Raw genomic sequence first — 17,952 nt, 5'->3', positions numbered from 1 at the left:
TACACCGTCCCGTTCACTCGCATCTGCAACGATCACCCGGTGGAGAACCAGAACAGCCCCGATGACCCCGGCGCCCCCATCCGCTCCGGCATCCCCGAGCACGGCCGCATCCCGAAGTACTACGCCGTCAAGGCCAAAGTCGCCGCGCTCATCGCCGAGTTGGGGGAGGGCGGGCTGCTGCCCACCGAGCGCGACCTCGCGGTCCGCTACGAGGTGTCGCGCGAGACCGTCCGGCAGGCCCTGCGCGAGCTCCTCCTGGAGGGGCGGCTGCGCCGCCAGGGGCGGGGCACGGTGGTCGCCGGGCCCAAGCTGGAGCAGCCGCTCTCGCTCGCCAGCTACACCGAGGGCGTCCGCCGCCAGGGCCGCCGTCCGGGGCGTGCGCTGATCTCCCTGGACCGCTTCCCCTGCCCCGAGGCCCTCGCCCCCGAGGTCGGCGTCGAGCGCGGCGAGCCCGTCTGGCACATGGAGCGGGTGCTTCTCGCCGACGACGAGCGGGTCGGCCTGGAGAGCACCTACGTCTCCGAGGCCCGCGCCCCGCGCCTGGACGCGGACTTCGACCCCGACTCCTCCTTCTACGCCTATCTCCACGACCGGCTCGGCATCTCCTTCGGCGACGCCGACGAGCGGATCGAGACCGTCCTGGCGACTCCCCGCGAGGCCCTCCTCATCGGGACCCCGCCGGCCCTGCCGATGCTGCTGATCCACCGCGTCTCAAGGGACACGGCGGGACGGCCCCTGGAGCGGGTGCGCACGCTCTACCGGGGCGATCGCTTCAGCTTCACGGCGCATCTGAGCGGCCACCAGGGCTGAGCCCGTCCGGCTGCCCAGCCATCCGGGCCCCGCCTCACGGCGTCCGGCCGCCCGCCCATGAGTCCGGCCCCCGCCTCACGGCGTCCGGCCGCCCGCCCGTGAGTCCGGGCCCCCGCCTCACCGGTACGCCCGCCCGCCCATGAGTCCGGCCCCCGCCTCACGGCGTCCGGCCGCCCGCCCGTGAATCCGGGCCCCCGCCTCACCGCGTACGCCCGCCCGCCCGTGAGTCCGGGCCCCCGCCTCACCGCGTCCGCCCGCCCCCCCCATGAGTCCGGGCCCCCGCCTCACCGCGTCCGCCGGCCCGCCCGTGCGAACGAGCCACCGCCTCACCCCAGCCACTCGCCCCCAATCGGTAACGAACCGATAACGGGTCTAGTCCAAGTTTGGCGACCCGTTCACCATCCCGTCGCCCGCCCGATCGGTCCGGGTCACCCGCCGCCAGGACCGTGAACGGCATGAAGGTGATCGTCGTAGGAGCCGGCGTGGTGGGCACCATGCACGCCTGGCACGCAGTCGAACGCGGCCATGAGGTCGTCCACATCGAGCGCGAGGCGGAGGCGCGCGGTGCCTCGCTCCGGAACTTCGGCCAGATCTGGGTCAGTGGCCGCGCCGGAGGCAAGGAGCTCGACACCGCCCTGCGCGCCCGCGAGCTGTGGGAGGGCGTCGGCGCCCGCGTCCCCGGGCTCGGCTTCCGGGCCATCGGCTCCCTCACTCCCGTACGCAACGAGCTCGAACTCGCCGTCACCGAGGCCGCCGTGGCCCGCCCCGACGCCGCCGCCCGCGGCTACAAACTGCTCACCGCGGCCGAGGCGCGGGCGGTCAACCCGGCCCTGCGCGGGGAGTTCCAGGCCGCGCTGTGGTGCGAACGGGACGCCGCCGTCGAGCCCCGCACCGCCCAACGCGCCCTCCGCGAGGCCCTCCTGGCCACCGGCCGCTACACCTTCCTGCCCCACCGCGAGGTGCGGGAGGTCGTCGGCGCCGGGGGGAGCGGACACAGCGCCGTCCGCGACGACCACGGCGACACCCACACCGGCGACGCCGTCGTCCTGTGCACCGGTGCCTGGCTCTCCGGCCTGGTCCGCGACATCGCCGGCGAGATCCCGGTCCGCCGCGTCCGGCTGCAGATGATGCAGACCGACCCGCTCGGCGAACCCCTCACCACCTCCGTCGCCGACGCCGACTCCTTCCGCTACTACCCGGCCTACGCCTCGCCGGAGCTGGACGCGCTCAACGCCGGGCAGGCACAGGACCCGACGGCCGCCGCCCACCGGATGCAACTGCTCATGGTGCAGCGCCTCGACGGCGGGCTGACCATCGGTGACACCCACGAGTACGAGCACCCCTTCGCCTTCGACACCCTCGAAGACCCCTACGAGCACCTCACCCGCGTCGTCGAGTCCTTCCTCGGCCGACCGCTCCCGCGCGTCCGGCGCCGCTGGGCCGGCGTGTACGCGCAGTGCACCGACACCAGCCGCGTCGTCCACCGCCAGCAGGTGAGCGACGGCGTCTGGCTGGTGACCGGGCCCGGCGGCCGCGGCATGACCTGCTCGCCCGCCATCGCCGAGACCACCGCGAACGAACTGAACTGGTGAACACCATGCGCGAACACAACCTCGTCGTCCTCGACATGGCCGGCACCACCGTCGCCGACGGCGGCCTCGTCGAGCAGGCCTTCACGGCCGCCGCCGAACGCCTCGGCGAGAACCCCGCCACGATGATCGACTACGTCCGCGCCACCATGGGCGAGTCCAAGATCTCCGTCTTCCGCCATCTCTTCGGCGGCGACGAGGACCGCGCCCGGCAGGCCAACCTCGCCTTCGAGGAGGCGTACGGCGAGCTGGTCGGCGCCGGCCGGATCGCCCCCCTGCCCGGCGCGGCCGAAGCCATCGCCGAACTCCGCGAGCAGGGCAGGACCGTCGTCCTGACCACCGGATTCGCCCGCGTCACCCAGGACGCCATCCTCGACGCCCTCGGCTGGCGCGAGCTCGTCACCCTCACCCTCTGCCCCGCCGACGCGGGCGGCCGCGGCCGGCCCTTCCCCGACATGGTCCTCGCCGCCTTCCTGCGCACCGGCGCCGTCGACGACGTCCGGCGGACCGTGGTCGCCGGCGACACCTCGTACGACATGCTCAGCGGCGTCCGCTCGGGCGCCGGGATCGTCGCGGGCGTCCTCACGGGCGCGCACGGCGAGGCCGCGCTGAGGGAGCACGGCGCCACCCACGTCCTCGCCTCGGTCGCCGAACTGCCGGCCCTGATAAGGGAGTACGAGGCGTGACCGGCTCCACCGGCAGCCCCACCGGCAGCCCTGCCAGCGGCATCCGATTCGACGCCGTCTCCGTCGCGTACGGCGACCACACCGTCCTCGACCGCCTCGACCTCACCGTCGAACCCGGCGAGGTCATGGCCCTGCTCGGGCCCTCCGGCTCCGGCAAGACCACCGCCCTGCGGGCCGTCGCCGGATTCGTGCGGCCCGCCTCCGGACGGGTCTTCATCGGCGAGCGGGACGTCACCGCGCTGCCGCCGCACCAGCGCGGCATCGGCATGGTCGTCCAGCAGTACGCCCTCTTCCCGCACCTGCGCGTCGAGGACAACGTGGCCTTCGGCCTGAAGGCCCGCAAGGCGCCCAAGGGCGAGATCCCCGGCCGGGTCGCCGAGGCCCTGGAGATGACCGGCATGGCGGCCTACGCCAAGCGGTACCCGCGCGAGCTCTCCGGCGGCCAGCAGCAGCGCGTCGCCATCGCCCGCGCCCTCGCCATCCGCCCGCACGTGCTGCTCCTCGACGAGCCGCTTTCCGCGCTCGACGCCCAGCTGCGCTCCGGCATGCTCGCCGAACTGGCGAGGCTGCACCGCGAGTTGCCGGACGTGTCCATCCTGTACGTCACCCACGACCAGGTCGAGGCGCTCACCCTGGCCGACCGGATCGCCGTCATGGACCGGGCGCGGCTGCGGGACTGCGGAACCCCGCAGGAGCTGTACCGCAGGCCGCGGACGGAGTTCACGGCGTCGTTCGTGGGCAACGCGAACCTGTTGCCGGTGCGGGTCGGGGCGGACGGGGTCGACCTCGGCGGGGTCGCGCTCGACGTTCCCGTCACGGACGCGGTCCCCGGCTCGGCCGCCACCCTCTGCGTCCGCCCGCACCTGGTCGGGCTCGGGCCCGGGCCCAACGCCCTGCGGGGGCGGATCGCCGAGGTGCAGTGGCGGGGGTCCACCCACCGGCTGTACGTCGACGTGGGCGGACAGCGGGTCAAGGCGGACGTGCGCGAGCTGCGGGAGACCCCCGCGCTCGGCGACGAGGTCACCCTGCACTTCGCGCCCGAGGACGCGGTGCTGCTGGCCGCGGGGGTGAACGATGGCTAGCCGTGGCGCGGCGGCCGTGGCGGTGCGGCGCGCTCACGGAACGGAGCCCGCCCTCCCCGGGGCCTCGTCCGGGGTGACCCCCACCGCCCCGCGGAACGACGGCCCGCCCCGAGCGAGCCGCGGGCGCGCCCTCCCCACCTGGGTCTGGGCCGCGCCCCCCGTCCTCGTTCTCGCCCTCGTCTTCCTCTACCCCCTCGCCCTCGTCGTCGGCGAGTCCCTCGCCCCCGGTGCGTACGCCGAGGTCTTCGCGTCCTCCTCCTTCCGGGACGCGCTCGTCACCACCGTGTGGCTGGCGGTCGCCGCCACCGTCGGGTGTCTCGTGCTCGGGTTCGTGCTGGCGCTCGTGATCGCGTTCGTGCCGTTCCCCGGCGGGAAGGCGGTGGCGAGGTTCATCGACGTCTTCCTCTCCTTCCCGTCCTTCCTGATCACGCTCGCCCTGCTCTTCCTCTACGGCACGGTCGGCATGGCCAACGGCCTGTGGACCGATCTCACCGGCGCCGCCGACGGGCCCTTCCGCTTCCTGACCACCCCGTGGGGCGTGCTGCTCGCCGAGATCACGTACTTCACTCCCTTCGTGATGCGCCCCCTGCTCGCCGCCTTCTCCCAACTGGACACCGCTCAGCTGGAGGTGGCCTCCTCGCTGGGGGCGCGGCCGCTGCGGATCGTGCGGCAGGTGATCCTGCCCGAGGCGCTCCCGGCGCTCGCCGCCGGCGGCAGCCTGGTGCTGGTGATGTGCCTCAACGAGTTCGGGATCGTGCTCTTCACCGGAGCCAAGGGCGTCACGACCCTCCCGATGCTCGTCTACGGCAAGGCCATCCTCGAGTCCGACTACACCGCGGCCTGTGTGGTCGCCGTCGTCAACGTGGCGATCTCCGTGGGTCTCTACGCCGTCTACCGGGTGGTGAGCCGTCGTGCTGGTGCATAGCCGTGCGGGCCGATGGGGATGGTGGGCGCTGTTCGCGGCCCTCTTCGTGCCGCTCTTCGCCCTGCCCCTCCTCGTGATCCTCGCCGCCTCCTTCTCCACCCACTGGTCCGGGGCCTTCCCCGCCGGGCCGACCACCGCCCACTACGCGGCCGCCGTGCGCGGCGAGTCGTCGACGGCGCTCACCACCAGCCTGGTCACGGCCCTCGCCGCGAGTGTCCTCGCGCTGACCGTCGGGACCTGGGCCGCGCTGGCCGCCGCCGCGCTGCGCAAGCGGGGCCGCCGGGTCCTCGACGCCCTGTTCATGCTGCCGGTGGCGGTGCCTTCGGTGGTGGTGGGACTCGCGGTCCTGGTCGCCTTCTCCCGGCCGCCGCTGCTCCTGAACGGCACGCGCTGGATCGTGATCCTCGCGCACACCGTCCTCGTCACGGCGTTCGCCTACCAGTCGGTCTCGGCCGCCGTCCAGCGGCTCGACCCGATGTACGAGCAGGCGGCGGCCAGCCTCGGTGCCCGCCCCTCGTACGTCCTGCTCCGGGTCCGGCTGCCCCTCCTGCTGCCGTCGCTGACCGCGGCGGCCGGCCTCTGCTTCGCCCTGTCCATGGGCGAGTTGAGCGCCACGATGATGCTCTACCCGCCCGACTGGCTGCCGCTCCCGGTGCTCGTCTTCACCGTCACCGACCGCGGTTCGCTCTTCACGGGCTCCGCCCTGGCCGTGGTCCTGATGGCGGCGACGCTGCTCGTGCTGCTCGCCGTCTCCCGCATCCGCACCAAAGCCTCGTACCGCTAGGAGAGAACAACGTCATGCTTACGCACGCCAAGCCGGTCGCCGCCCTCGCCGGCAGCCTCGCCCTCGCCGTCACCCTCACCGCCTGCGGGGGTTCCTCGGCCGCCTCCGACGAGAAGGTGGTCACCGTCTACAGCGCCGACGGCCTCAAGGGCGAGGCGGGGGACGGCTGGTACGACAAGGTCTTCGAGGACTTCGAGCGGCAGACCGGCATCAAGGTGAAGTACGTCGAGGGCGGCTCCGGCGAGATGGTGCAGCGCGCCGCCCGCGAGAAGGGCAACACCCAGGCCGACGTCCTCGTCACCCTGCCGCCGTTCATCCAGCAGGCCGACTCCAAGGGGCTGCTCCAGGCATACGCCCCGAAGGGCTCCGAGCAGGTCGGCGGCGCCGACAAGGCGAGCGACGGCAAGTGGACCGCCGTCGTGAAGAACTACTTCGGCTTCGTCCACAACAAGAAGGAGCTCCGCCCCGCCCCGAAGACCTGGGAGGAGCTGCTCGACGCGAAGTACAAGGACAAGGTCCAGTACTCCACCCCCGGCGTCGCGGGCGACGGCACCGCCGTGCTCATCAAGGCCCTGCACGACTTCGGCGGCCAGGAGCCGGCGATGGCCTATCTGAAGCGGCTCCAGGCCAACAACGTCGGCCCGTCCTCCTCCACGTCCAAGCTCGCGCCGAAGGTCGACAAGGGCGAGATCCTGGTCGCGAACGGCGATGTCCAGATGAACTTCGCGCAGGCCAGGACCATGCCGAACCTGGGCATCTGGTTCCCGGCGAAGGACGGCGGCAAGCCCACCACCTTCGCCCTGCCGTACGCCGCGGGCCTGGTCGACAAGGCCCCGCACGGCGAGAACGGCAGGAAGCTCCTCGACTTCATGCTCGGCGAGCAGGCCCAGCGCGAGGTCAGCGCCATCGGCGGCGGCTTCCCGGCCCGCAAGGACGTCAAGGCCACCGACGCCAACGCCATCGCGCTCGCCCGGCTGATGGACGGCGTCGAGGTCTTCGAACCGGACTGGGCCGACATCGACACGAACCTCACGGCGTACGTGGACGCGTGGAAGTCCGCCACCGGCAGCTGAAAGTTCACCACCGGGCCCTTCCGTCCGCCCGCAAGGTAGCGGAAGGATAACGGGTACGGACCAAGGGCCCGACGGATCAACGGATCAACGAGCACCACCACCGCAACGCCCCTGAGGGATCAGGGGCGTCCGCATGCCCGCTCCCTCAATCCCGGAGGACTCCCCGATGCCGCTCACCGGCATATCCCGCCGCGCCGTGCTCGCCGCCGCCGGCGCCACCGCAGCCCTCGCCGCCACCGGCCTCGCCACCGCCCCCGCCGCCCAGGCGGCGGCCTCGCCCGTGCTCCCGAACGGCACCAGCAAGGACAAGGTGCTGTTCGTCGGCATGGACGGCCTGCGCCACGACCGCATCGACGCCGCCAAGGCCCCGAACCTCAAGTCCCTGATGGCGAACGGCACCTACGGCCGCTCCCTGCTCTACGCCAACCCGATGGCCGCGACCTCCTCCGGCCCCGGCTGGTCGACCATCTCCACCGGCGTCTGGCCCGACAAGCACGGCGTGAAGGACAACACCTTCGCCGGCCGCAACTACGGCCAGTACCCCGGCTTCCTCGCCCGGCTGCACCAGGTCCGCCCCGAGCTGTCGCTCTTCGCCGCCGTCGACTGGCCCGAGCTCGACACCTACGGCACGGTCACCGCCGGCGCCGACGCCAAGCTGGTCCACGACAACGACTACGCCGTCAACGACCTCGCGATCACCGACGTCACCGAGGACGTGCTGCGCAACCAGAACCCCGACGTCGTCTTCGCCTACTTCGGCGAGACCGACGAGATCGGGCACTCCTACGGTGCCGCCAGCCAGAAGTACCTCGACGCCATCGACGTCCAGGACGCCTACCTGGGCCGCCTCCTCGCCGCGATCCGGGCCCGCCCCTCGTACGCCACCGAGCGCTGGACCGTCATCGTCGCCACCGACCACGGGCACACCGACGCCGGCGGCCACGGCGGCTCCACCATCGAGGAGCGGCGCACCTTCGTCCTCGCCCAGGGCCCCGGCATCGCGGCCGGTGCCCGCCCCGTCGACACCCGGCTCGTCGACGTGGCCGCCACCGTCTTCCGGCAGCTGGGCATCGTCCCCGACCCCGCCTGGGGCCTCGACGGCAAGCCGATCCAGGACCGTTCCACCGACCCGTTCGACGCCCTGTACCCCTCGCTCACCGGCCGCGTCGACGAGACCGGCATCCCCGCCGGAGTCCTCGGCTTCACCCACACCGCACCCGGCGGCTGGTCCGTCGTCAACAGCGCCATGGGCACCGGCGGGGTGACCGAGTGGCGCGGCTGGTCCTTCGCCACCGACGAGTTCTGGTCCCGCTCCCAGCGCGACCAGTCCCGCGAGCTGAACGTGCGCTCCCGGGGCGTCTTCGCGGTCGCCGACTCCGACGAGTGGGCCGACAAGGCCTTCTCGGGCGGCTACGACTCCACCCTCGTCACCCCGGCGTACGGCGTGACGGGCGCGGCCCGGGTGACGCTGGGGTTCACCACCCTCTACCGCCAGGAGGGCAGCCAGACCGCGCAGATCCTCGCGAGCTTCAACGGCGGCACCCCGACCGTCGTGAAGAGCTACACCGCCGACGTCCTGTCCCAGCCCCAGTCGGTGACGGTGAACGTCCCGGCCGGTGCCTCCAGCGTGAGCTTCCGTTTCCGCTACACCGGGTCCAACAACTGGTACTGGGTGATCGACGGGGTCACGGTCTCCACATCCTGACCTAGGCTGGGGGCGTCGCCACAGCGCTGTCGCGTCGCCCCCAGTACACCGGTTGTTTTGTACGGCAGGAGTCCCGCACCCATGGCAGAACGCAAGCCGATCGAATCCTGGCTCACCGACATGGACGGCGTCCTCATCCACGAGGGCGTGCCCATCCCCGGCGCCGACGCGTTCATCACGAAGCTGCGGGACACCGGGAAGCCCTTCCTGGTCCTCACCAACAACTCGATCTACACGGCCCGCGACCTGCACGCCCGGCTCGCCCGCATGGGCCTGGAGGTCCCCGTCGAGAACATCTGGACCTCGGCGCTCGCCACCGCCAAGTTCCTCGACGACCAGCGCCCCGGCGGCACCGCGTACGTCATCGGCGAGGCCGGCCTCACCACGGCGCTGCACGACATCGGCTACGTCCTCACCGACCACGACCCCGACTACGTGGTCCTCGGCGAGACCCGTACGTACTCGTTCGAGGCGATGACCAAGGCGGTCCGGCTGATCAACGCCGGCGCCCGCTTCATCTGCACCAACCCCGACGAGACCGGTCCGTCCCTGGAGGGCCCGCTGCCCGCCACCGGTTCGGTCGCCGCGCTGATCACCAAGGCGACCGGCAAGGAGCCGTACTTCGCGGGCAAGCCGAACCCGCTGATGATGCGCACCGGCCTGAACGCCATCGGCGCCCACTCCGAGACCAGCGCCATGATCGGCGACCGGATGGACACCGACATCCTGGCCGGTCTGGAGGCGGGCATGCAGACCTTCCTGGTGCTGACGGGTCTGACCACCCAGGCGGAGATCGACCGCTTCCCGTTCCGCCCCTCGAAGGTCGTGAAGTCGATCGCGGACCTCGTCGAGCGCGTCTGAGCACCGGCTTCGGCCGCACGCCCGCCCTCCGCCCGCCTGGCCGGCCCCCCTGCGGATGCGAAACGGCGCGAACCGGGTGACCCTGCCAGTACCAGGAGGTCACAATGCGTTCAGGTCCCATCGCTCTGCGTGCCGCAGGGGCGGCCTTGGCACTGGTGCTCGCGCCCACGGCGGGCACCGCCCTCGCCCATGACGGGGTCCAGGCCACCGTCACCCCGTCCACCGCCCCGCCCGGCGCCGACGTCGACGTCCGCGTCACCGGCTGCAAGGGCACCACCGGCGCCGCCAGGTCCCAGGCGTTCGTCGCCGACGCCGAGCTCACCGGCCGTGACGGCGGGAAGAACCCGCTGTTCGGCGACACCACCCTGAAGTCGGGGCTCGAAGAGGGCACGTACAAGGTCAGCGTGACCTGCGACGGCCACGACCACCCCGACGTCGGCACGGTCCACGTCCGGCAGCACCACGAGCCGACCCACCAGCCCACCCACCACCCGTCCCCGATCGCCCCGGTCCGGGCCGGCGGCGGTGGCGCGGCCGCCTTCGCCGCTCCCGCGGCGCCCGGCGTGGCGCAGACCGCGGGCGACGAGGGCCTCGGCACCCCGTACACCCTCCTGGGCCTGGGCATGGCCGCCGTCGCCGCCGTGGCCGTCGCCTTCCGCAGCGCCCGGCGCCGTGGCACGGGCGCGGGCCAGGGCACGGACTGACCGCGTGTCGTCCGGGCGGGCGCTGACCGGGGCGGCCTGGGCGCTGCTCCTGTGCGGCCTGTGGCTCTGGGGCCGCGACGCCGCCGACGGGCCCGTCTTCCCGGCGCCCACCACCGGCGACGTCGCCGCCGTCGGCCGCCCCCTCGGCCTGCCGCTGCCCCCGGCGCACGCACCGCTGGACCCGGCGGAGCCGCGCCGGGTCGCGATCCCCTCCGTCGGGATCAGCGCCCCCGTCGTGGCCCGCGGGCTCGACGGGGCGGGGGCGATCGACCCGCCGCCGTTCGAGATGCCGCAGACGGTCGGCTGGTACGGGTCGGGCACCCGGCCCGGGGCCTCCGGTGCCGCCCTCCTCGTCGGCCATGTCGACACCAGGACCCGCCCCGCCGTGTTCTACGGCCTGAGCGCGGCCCGTCCCGGCGCGACGGTGGACGTGACCCGTTCGGACGGAAGCGTCGCGGAATTCACGATCGAGGACGTCCAGGTCCTGCCCCGGGAGGGCTTCGACCCCAAGAAGGCGTACGGGCAGCGCCAGGCGGACCGGGCCGAGCTGCGTCTGATCACCTGCGGCGGCACCTTCGACCGCGAGGCGGGCGCCTACACCGCGAACGTCGTCGTCTCGGCGTACCTGACCGCGGTACGGGGATGACGGGGGGACCGGGCACCGGCCGGCGGACCTGATCCCGCCGGCCGCCGGCCGGACCGGTCCTCGACCGCGGGCTCACGGGCCGCGGGAGGAGCCCGGCGCCGGCGCGGGAGGTCGGGGTTCCGCTCACTGTAGAGGCCGGGCCCGCGGCCGCGCAGCCCCATGACAACGACTGAGGCCCTTCACCGTCCGGTGAAGGGCCTCAGTCTTCGCGTGCGCCGCCAGGGACTCGAACCCCGGACCCGCTGATTAAGAGTCAGCTGCTCTAACCAACTGAGCTAGCGGCGCCTGCTGACAGAGATAACTCTACAGGACCTCTGACCATGCTCTTGACCATTTACGGCCCCGCCCGGCCTGTCGGATGGTCGTATTGAGCCTTCGATCCGTCAAAATGCGATTTGTCCAGACAGTTGAGACACTGACGCCCGTGCAAGAGCGCCAAAAGATCTTGACGAGTGTGGAGGGGAACGCATGAGTGTGCCGGTCTTCGAAGAAATCGAACCCGCGTCGGACTGCGGCTGCGCGGGCTGCGCCCAGCAGCGCCGCGACCTCGCCCTGGGACTTCCCGTACGGGCGGGCGGCCACCCCGCCGCGCACGGTGCCCGGCGCGCGCTCGTCCTGGTGACGACGGCGGGGGTGGTCCTGGGCGGCGCGGGCACGAGCATGGCGGACGCGAGGGCGGCCGAGTCCGAGGGTGCCGGGCCCGGGACGGTGGCGGCCGACCCGGCGATCCTGTCCCAGCCGGCCGCCGACCGCGCGGAGGGCCCGGGGCCGGAGACCCCGCAGGGCGGCACGGGGCCCCTCCACGGCGCCCCGGGCCCCGGTTCGGCGCCGTCGCCCGACGCGACTCCGACGACCAGTCAGATCTCCACCGCCACGCTGCGGAAGACGACCAGGGCCGAGATCATCAACCGCGCGAAGACCTGGGTCGCGGCGCAGGTCCCGTACTCGATGGAGAGGTACTGGAGCGACGGCTACCGCCAGGACTGCTCCGGCTACATCTCCATGGCCTGGAACCTGCGCAGCAACGAGTGGACCGGCAGCCTCGACCGCTTCGCCGACCCGATCGACCGCGCGGACCTCCAGCCCGGCGACATCCTCCTCTTCCACAACCCCGCCAATCCGACCCGCGGCTCGCACGTCACGATCTTCGGCGGGTGGACGGACTACACGCACACCTCCTACATCGCGTACGAGCAGACGAAGCCCCGCACCCGGAAGCAGGCGACCCCGCTCGCGTACTGGGAGAACTCCGACCGCTATCTCGCGTACCGCTACAAGGGCGTCATCAGCGGCGGCAGCTCGGGCTCGGGCGCGACGGCCACCCCTTACCCCGGGGCGGCGAGCTTCGGCCCGGGCGCGAACAACCCGTACGTGACCCAGCTGGGCAAGCTCCTGGTCTCCCGCGGCGGCACGAAGTTCTACGCCAAGGGCCCCGGCCCCCGCTGGGGCGAGGCCGACCGTCGGGCCACCCAGGCCTTCCAGCAGGCCCAGGGCTGGAAGGGCAGCGCGGCGGACGGCCTGCCGGGCCCGCAGACCTGGGCACTGCTGGTGTCCGGGCAGGGCAAGGACATCGGCGGTTCGAGTGGTTCGGGCGGGTCGAGCGCATCTGCGAGCGGGTTCCCCGGGCGTGGCTACTTCCGTCCGGGCCAATCCAACGCATATGTGGAGAAGCTGGGCAGACAACTGGTGAAGCGGGGCTTCGGCAAGCACTACACGTCGGGCCCCGGTCCGCGCTGGACGGAGGCGGACCGTCGCAATGTCGAGGCCTTCCAGCGGGCCCAGGGCTGGCGCGGCGGCGCGGCCGACGGCTACCCGGGCCCGGAGACCTGGCGGCGCTTGTTCCGATGACCCCGAGAACATGAGGTGGACCATGACGGCATCGACCCCGACCCCCCCGGACTCCGGCCCGGCCGCCACCCGAGACGCGGCCAGAACGGCCCGCCGCCTCACCGACGGCCGCCTACGCCCCGCGGGACCCCCGGGGACGGGCGGCCCGGCGGGGCCGGCGGGACCGGCGGGGCCGGCTGAGCCCGCTGGGCTTGGTGGGGCGGGGCCGGTTGGGTCGGCAGGGCATGGTGGCGCGGGTGGGGCGGGCCCGGCCGGACCTGGTGGTGCGGATGCGGCGGGGCCCGCGGGGCCTGGCGGCGTGAGCGCGGCCGGTCCTGAGGGTCCCGAGGATGCGGGGGTGGCCGGGCCTGTGGGTGTGGCCGCGCCTGTGGGTGCCGAGGGTGCGGGCGTGGCTCGGGCTGTGGGTGCCGAGGGTGCGGGCGTGGCTCGGGCTGTGGGTGCCGAGGGTGCGGGTGCGGCCCGGTCTGCGGGTCTCGCGGATGCGGGCGTGGCCCGGCCTGCGGGTGCCGAGGGTGTGGACGGTGCGGGGCGTGGGCCGGGCGGCCCGGTGGCCGCAGCCGGGACCGCGCCTGCGGCGACGCCCTCGTCCGTCGCGCCGAACTCCGCGCCTCCCTCCGGGAGCACGAGCGCACCCGCCGGTCAGGCGGCCCGGCCCGCGCCCGCCGCGCGCACGGGCCTGTCCGCGGGGGAGTCGAACCCGGCCGGACCGGGCGGACCGGCGGCGCCCGCCGCCAAGCCGTCCGGCGAGGCCGAGCCGACCGCCGCCGCCGCGACGCGCGGCCCCGCGCCGCAGGCGTCCGGTGCCACCGCGGTGGGGCCCCGCGGCAGCCTGCCCAGCATCGGCCTCTCGGCGTCGTCCGCCGGCACCCCGGTTGCCCGACCGGACCGCGGGTCCGCACCCGCCACGGGTACGGCTCCGTCCGGCGGGGCCGGCACTCCGGCGGACTCGGCCGGTCCAGGCGCCCCGGCGGGCTCGGCGGCCGTCCGGCGTTCGGCGTCGACCGTCGGCGCGGCTGCCCCGGCCGGTGCGGCCGGTCGTCCGGACCGTACGTCTGTGCCCGCCGCGTCCACGGATGCGCCGTCCCGGACGGCCTCGTCCGCCGGCACGGGCGACCCGGCGCAGTCGCCCGCCCTCCGCCCTTCGGCCGCGACCGCCGGCCCCGCCGACGCAACGGTTTCGCCCGGTCGTCCGGACCGTGGGCCCGGCGCCCCGGCCGACTCGGCGGCCGTCCGGCGTCCGGCATCGACCGCCGGCTCCGCTGCCCCGGCCGGTGTGCCCGCCGCGTCCACGGCCGCGCCGTCCCCGGCGGCCCCGTCCGCGGGCGGCGCGGGCCGTCGGGACCGGGGGTCCGAGCCCGGCGCCGCCGCGCTCGCGGCGCCGCAGGCGGCTTCGGCGGCCGGTGACAGTCCTGCCGCCGGGCGCCCGGCCCCGGCCGCCGGGTCCGACGCCCCGGCAGGCTCGGGTTCCGGGCCCGTCAAGCCGCCTGCGGCGGTCACCGCGGCCACCGCCGCCAAGCCCGACGGCCCGGACGAGCGGCCCGCGGCGGTCGCCGCGGCCCCTGACAACGCCGTCGACTTCGGCTGGATCGCCGGCGTCCGGGTCAAGTCCGTCGCCGTCCCGGTCGTCGCCAACGCCGAGGTCGCGCCCCGTGGTCCCGCCGCGCGGCGGCGGAACGTCATCGGGGCCGAGACCACCGGGTCGATCCCGGTGCACCTGCTGTTCCGGGACGAGCCGGACGGGGACGACGGAGGGCCCGCCACCGTGCCCGTGCCGCCCGTACCGAAGCCCAAGGCGCGCAAGGCGTCGATCCCCGCGCCCGCCCGGGCGGCGACCCGGCCCGCGCCGACCGCCGATCCGCAGCTCGTCGAACGGCCGGGTCCGGTGCTGCCGGGGTGGGTCGGCGTGGTCGGCGGGGTGCTGGCGCTCGTGGGGTGCGCGGCGGTCGTGTGGTGGACGGGGGCCGTGCCCGCGGAGGCCGCGCGGATGCTGCACCTGCCCTCGCGGCCGTACGACGGGATCCGTCTCTGGCAGTGGGGGCTGCTGGCCCTCGGGGTGGTCCTCGCGCTCTTCTCCCTCGGTGGGCTCGGCCGCGGCCGCGTCGGATACGCCCTGGTCCTGACGCTGTTCGGCGACTACCGAGGCACCGTCCGCAGGACCGGCCTGCTCTGGGTGAGCCCGCTGCTGCTGCGCCGCCGCGTGGACGTACGCCTGCGGCACTGGCGCAGCGAGCCGCTGCCCGCGGTGGACGCGAAGGGCACGGCGCTGGACGTCGTGGTCCTCGTCGTGTGGCGGATCCGCGACACGGTCCGCGCCGCCCTGGGCGTGGCCCGGCACGAGGAGTACCTGCGGGAGCAGGTGGAGGCGGCGATGGCCCGGGTGCTCTCGCAGCTCCCGGCGGACGCGTTCCACGAGGACGCGCCGACGCTGCGCGACGCGGAGGCGGTCGGCGAGGCGCTGACGCGGGTGCTGTCGGCGGAGTGCGCCCCGGTGGGCATCGACGTGTTCTCCGCGCAGCCGACGCGCATCGAGTACGCCCCCGAGGTCGCCGCGGCGATGCAGCGCCGCCGGATCGCGGCGATCGACGCCAAGCACCGGGACAGCGTGCTGACCTCGGTCGTGGATGCGGTGGACGACGTGGTCCACCGGCTGACCTCCCGTGGTCTGGTGGAGCTGGACGACTACGAGCGCAAGGCGCTGGTCAAGGACCTGACGGTGGCGTTCTACACGGGCCGGACGAGTCCCGGGGAGGGCGCGTGAGCCTCGCTCATTGGTATGGACATGCTCAACTTCCGGCCATACCTTGTTACTTGGTCTAGACCGGAATCACTCCGTCGGTACGTGCAGTGCCCGGCAGTACGGTCCGTACTGCCGGCGCTGCCGGCACCGGCGAGTTCCCCCGCACGCGTGCAGCACAGCCCAAAGAACTCCCCACGTTCTCCTGGAGCGACAGCATGCGCAAAAAGACAGGAGTGGCGGCCGTGGCGCTCGGCGTCGCCGCCGCCTCCCTCCTCGCCACCACCAGTGCGAGCAGCCACGGCTACACCGACTCGCCGATCAGCCGCCAGAAGCTCTGTGCCAACGGCACCGTGAAGAACTGCGGCGACATCCAGTGGGAGCCGCAGTCGGTCGAGGGGCCCAAGGGCTTCCCGGCCGGCGGCCCCGCCGACGGGAAGATCTGCGCCGGCGGGAACTCCCGCTTCGCGCAGCTCGACGACCCCCGCGGCGGCGCCTGGCCCACCACGAAGGTCACGTCGGGCCAGAGCTACACCTTCCGCTGGCAGTTCACGGCCCGCCACGCGACCACGGACTTCCGCTACTACGTCACCAAGAACGGCTGGACCGGGACCAAGGCCCTGACCAGGGCCGACCTCGACACCCAGCCCTTCCTGGTCGTCCCGTACAACAACCAGCAGCCGCCGTCCACGCTCTCGCACTCCGGGACCATTCCGGCGGGCAAGACCGGCCGAGGCGTCATCCTGGCCGTGTGGACGATCGCCGACACCGGGAACGCCTTCTACGCGTGCTCGGACGTTCAGTTCTGACGTAGCGTCAGTTAGCATCCGGCCCCATGGGGACCGTCGCGGAACTCGTACGACGCCAGTGGGGCGACCACCGGACCGGCCTGAGGGACGAGCACACCACCCTCACCCACCACCAGGTCGCCGCAGCGAGCGCCGCGCGCGCCGCGCTGCTCACGGAGCTGATGCCCGACCGGCCGGGGCGCGAGCCGCACCTCGGCCTGCTGCTCGACAACACACCGGAGTACCCGCTCTGGCTCGGCGCGGCGGCCCTCGTGGGGGCCGCCGCGGCCGGGATCAACCCCACCCGGCGCGGCGCCGAACTCGCCCGCGACATCCGGCACACCGAGTGCCGGGTCCTCATCACCCAGCGCGCCCACCTGCCCCTCCTCGACGGGCTGCCGCTGCCCGGCGTACGCGTCCTGGTGACCGACACCGAGGCGTACGCGGACCTCCTCGGCCGCTACGAGGGGACCGCCCCCGACGAGCTCGCCGCGATCCGCCCCGTACGCCCCGACAGCCGCCTCCTGCTCTCCTTCACCTCCGGCTCCACCGGGGCGCCGAAGGCCGCCGTCTGCTCCCAGGGGCGGCTCGCCGCCGCGGGCGCCTCCCTCGTCTCCCACTTCGGGATACGCGCCGACGACACCCACTACATCTGCATGCCGATGTTCCACGGCAACGCGGTGATCGCCGACTGGGCGCCCGCCCTCGTCGCAGGCGCCGGGATCGCCCTGCGGGCCCGCTTCTCCGCCTCCCGCTTCCTCCCCGACGTACGCCGCTACGGCGCCACCTACTTCACCTACGTGGGCCGGGCCGTGCAGTACCTCCTCACCACCCCCGAGACCCCGCACGACCGCGAGCACAGCCTCCGGCTCGGCTTCGGCACCGAGGCCGGGGCGGTGGACGCGGCCCGCTTCGAGGCCCGCTTCGGAGCGCGGCTCGTCGAGGGGTACGGCTCCTCCGAGGGCGGCGCGGCCATCCAGCGGACCCCCGGCACCCCGCCCGGCGCCATCGGACGCGCCGCCCCGGCCGACGACCTGGCGGTGGTCGACCCGGAGACCCGCCGCGAGTGCCCGCCGGCCCGCTTCTCGGCGACCGGCGTCCTCCTCAACGCCGACGAGGCCGTCGGCGAGCTGGTCAACCGCGGCCGCAACCCCTTCGAGGGCTACTGGCGCAACCCCGAGGCCGAGGCCGCGCGGCTGCGCGACGGCTGGTACTGGACCGGCGACCTCTTCTACCGGGACGCGGAGGGCTTCCTCTACTTCGCGGGGCGCACGGACGACCGGCTGCGGGTCGACAGCGAGAACCTGGCCGCCGCGATGATCGAGAACATCCTGGCGCGGTGGGAGCGGGTGGCCGGGGTCGCCGTGTACGCGGTCCCCGACCCCGTCTCGGGGGACCAGGTGATGGCGGCGATGGCCCTGCGGCCGGGTGCCTCGTTCGAGCCGGACGCCTTCGGTGCCTTCCTCGCCGCCCAGCCCGACCTGGGGACGAAGATGCCGCCCCGCTTCGTCCGGGTGGTCCCCGAGCTTCCCCTGACCGCCACCAACAAGATCCACCGCGTGGCCCTGCGCCGCACCGCGCTCGCCACCCCCGACCCCCTCTGGTGGCGCCCGGCCCCGGGCGCCCCCTACGAGCCCCTGACGCCCGACGCCCGCGAGGCCCTGCGCGCGGCGTACGCGGAACGGGGACGCGACTTCCCCGGCTAGCGCCCGTCCTG

At 74.0% G+C, this 17,952-nt stretch carries 16 protein-coding genes and 1 tRNA gene; 15 read left to right on the top strand and 2 right to left on the bottom strand.

All coding sequences use genetic code 11. The annotated features are described in order from the left end of the window. Positions 1-39 precede the first annotated feature (39 nt). The 11 genes from ACH414_RS06820 (at position 40) to ACH414_RS06770 (ending at position 10,865) form a co-directional block, all read left to right on the top strand. Positions 40-810 (top strand): GntR family transcriptional regulator, encoded by a 771-nt coding sequence (locus ACH414_RS06820; protein WP_398941015.1) that lies wholly within the window; start codon positions 40-42, stop codon positions 808-810. A gap of 455 nt (positions 811-1,265) precedes the next feature. Further along, a complete protein-coding gene (locus ACH414_RS06815; protein ID WP_398941013.1) occupies positions 1,266-2,402 on the top strand; it encodes a TIGR03364 family FAD-dependent oxidoreductase in 1,137 nt (378 codons plus the stop codon). Between the two features lie 5 nt (positions 2,403-2,407). Further along, a complete protein-coding gene (locus tag ACH414_RS06810; RefSeq protein WP_398941011.1) occupies positions 2,408-3,085 on the top strand; it encodes a phosphonatase-like hydrolase in 678 nt (225 codons plus the stop codon). Continuing rightward, positions 3,082-4,167, top strand: a complete 1,086-nt coding sequence (locus tag ACH414_RS06805) for an ABC transporter ATP-binding protein (RefSeq protein ID WP_382535738.1) — start codon at positions 3,082-3,084, stop codon at positions 4,165-4,167. Before ACH414_RS06810 ends, ACH414_RS06805 begins: the two co-directional genes overlap by 4 nt. After that, complete coding sequence (locus ACH414_RS06800) at positions 4,160-5,092, top strand: 2-aminoethylphosphonate ABC transporter permease subunit (protein WP_382535735.1); 933 nt, start codon at positions 4,160-4,162, stop codon at positions 5,090-5,092. The genes ACH414_RS06805 and ACH414_RS06800 overlap by 8 nt, the downstream gene beginning before the upstream one ends. Further along, positions 5,079-5,876, top strand: a complete 798-nt coding sequence (locus tag ACH414_RS06795; protein ID WP_398941008.1) for an ABC transporter permease — start codon at positions 5,079-5,081, stop codon at positions 5,874-5,876. The genes ACH414_RS06800 and ACH414_RS06795 overlap by 14 nt, the downstream gene beginning before the upstream one ends. 14 nt (positions 5,877-5,890) lie before the next feature. Beyond that, on the top strand, positions 5,891-6,949 hold the full coding sequence (locus ACH414_RS06790) for a 2-aminoethylphosphonate ABC transporter substrate-binding protein (protein ID WP_398941007.1): 1,059 nt from the start codon (positions 5,891-5,893) through the stop codon (positions 6,947-6,949). A 166-nt stretch (positions 6,950-7,115) separates the two neighbouring features. Then, the gene (locus ACH414_RS06785; RefSeq protein ID WP_382536180.1) at positions 7,116-8,654 is read left to right on the top strand and encodes an alkaline phosphatase family protein; all 1,539 of its coding nucleotides are present in this window, start codon (positions 7,116-7,118) and stop codon (positions 8,652-8,654) included. Between the two features lie 81 nt (positions 8,655-8,735). Then, positions 8,736-9,515, top strand: a complete 780-nt coding sequence (locus ACH414_RS06780; RefSeq protein WP_382535726.1) for an HAD-IIA family hydrolase — start codon at positions 8,736-8,738, stop codon at positions 9,513-9,515. Positions 9,516-9,670: 155 nt separating this feature from the next. Beyond that, the gene (locus ACH414_RS06775; protein ID WP_383162015.1) at positions 9,671-10,219 is read left to right on the top strand and encodes a hypothetical protein; all 549 of its coding nucleotides are present in this window, start codon (positions 9,671-9,673) and stop codon (positions 10,217-10,219) included. Positions 10,220-10,223: 4 nt separating this feature from the next. Continuing rightward, positions 10,224-10,865, top strand: a complete 642-nt coding sequence (locus ACH414_RS06770) for a class F sortase (RefSeq protein ID WP_382535721.1) — start codon at positions 10,224-10,226, stop codon at positions 10,863-10,865. A gap of 211 nt (positions 10,866-11,076) precedes the next feature. Here ACH414_RS06770 and ACH414_RS06765 read toward each other — a convergent pair. After that, positions 11,077-11,150, bottom strand: a tRNA-Lys gene (locus tag ACH414_RS06765). Positions 11,151-11,333: 183 nt separating this feature from the next. On the opposite strand from ACH414_RS06765, the gene ACH414_RS06760 reads away from it, so the two are divergent. Next, the gene (locus tag ACH414_RS06760) at positions 11,334-12,713 is read left to right on the top strand and encodes a peptidoglycan-binding protein (protein WP_382535718.1); all 1,380 of its coding nucleotides are present in this window, start codon (positions 11,334-11,336) and stop codon (positions 12,711-12,713) included. Between the two features lie 639 nt (positions 12,714-13,352). Here the strand turns inward: ACH414_RS06760 and ACH414_RS06755 are convergent. Beyond that, positions 13,353-13,553: a hypothetical protein gene (locus ACH414_RS06755; protein WP_398941004.1), complete on the bottom strand. Its 201-nt coding sequence runs from the start codon at positions 13,551-13,553 to the stop codon at positions 13,353-13,355. A gap of 433 nt (positions 13,554-13,986) precedes the next feature. On the opposite strand from ACH414_RS06755, the gene ACH414_RS06750 reads away from it, so the two are divergent. The 3 genes from ACH414_RS06750 to ACH414_RS06740 all read left to right on the top strand — a co-directional run bounded on the left by ACH414_RS06750 (position 13,987) and on the right by ACH414_RS06740 (position 17,941). Continuing rightward, entirely contained in the window at positions 13,987-15,471 is a 1,485-nt protein-coding gene (locus tag ACH414_RS06750; RefSeq protein WP_398941002.1) for an SPFH domain-containing protein, read from the top strand. Between the two features lie 194 nt (positions 15,472-15,665). Further along, positions 15,666-16,256: a lytic polysaccharide monooxygenase gene (locus tag ACH414_RS06745; protein ID WP_382535710.1), complete on the top strand. Its 591-nt coding sequence runs from the start codon at positions 15,666-15,668 to the stop codon at positions 16,254-16,256. Positions 16,257-16,282: 26 nt separating this feature from the next. Continuing rightward, the gene (locus ACH414_RS06740) at positions 16,283-17,941 is read left to right on the top strand and encodes an AMP-binding protein (RefSeq protein ID WP_382535707.1); all 1,659 of its coding nucleotides are present in this window, start codon (positions 16,283-16,285) and stop codon (positions 17,939-17,941) included. Positions 17,942-17,952: the final 11 nt, after the last annotated feature.

This window comes from Streptomyces sp. NPDC020422 (genome assembly GCF_044386705.1).
Taxonomy (GTDB): Bacteria; Actinomycetota; Actinomycetes; order Streptomycetales; family Streptomycetaceae; genus Streptomyces.
The sequence above is the reverse complement of the archived record's forward strand: the minus strand, read 5'-3'. Positions and strand labels throughout refer to the sequence as shown.

Excerpts from the sequence above, each read along its gene's own strand:
- ACH414_RS06815 (WP_398941013.1), top strand. The coding sequence starts at position 1,266 with ATGAAGGTGATCGTCGTAGGAGCCGGCGTGGTGGGCACCATGCACGCC.
- ACH414_RS06810 (WP_398941011.1), top strand. The coding sequence starts at position 2,408 with ATGCGCGAACACAACCTCGTCGTCCTCGACATGGCCGGCACCACCGTC.
- ACH414_RS06800 (WP_382535735.1), top strand. The coding sequence starts at position 4,160 with ATGGCTAGCCGTGGCGCGGCGGCCGTGGCGGTGCGGCGCGCTCACGGA.
- ACH414_RS06790 (WP_398941007.1), top strand. The coding sequence starts at position 5,891 with ATGCTTACGCACGCCAAGCCGGTCGCCGCCCTCGCCGGCAGCCTCGCC.
- ACH414_RS06785 (WP_382536180.1), top strand. The coding sequence starts at position 7,116 with ATGCCGCTCACCGGCATATCCCGCCGCGCCGTGCTCGCCGCCGCCGGC.
- ACH414_RS06780 (WP_382535726.1), top strand. The coding sequence starts at position 8,736 with ATGGCAGAACGCAAGCCGATCGAATCCTGGCTCACCGACATGGACGGC.
- ACH414_RS06760 (WP_382535718.1), top strand. The coding sequence starts at position 11,334 with ATGAGTGTGCCGGTCTTCGAAGAAATCGAACCCGCGTCGGACTGCGGC.
- ACH414_RS06755 (WP_398941004.1), bottom strand. The coding sequence starts at position 13,553 with ATGCTGGGCAGGCTGCCGCGGGGCCCCACCGCGGTGGCACCGGACGCC.
- ACH414_RS06745 (WP_382535710.1), top strand. The coding sequence starts at position 15,666 with ATGCGCAAAAAGACAGGAGTGGCGGCCGTGGCGCTCGGCGTCGCCGCC.
- ACH414_RS06740 (WP_382535707.1), top strand. The coding sequence starts at position 16,283 with ATGGGGACCGTCGCGGAACTCGTACGACGCCAGTGGGGCGACCACCGG.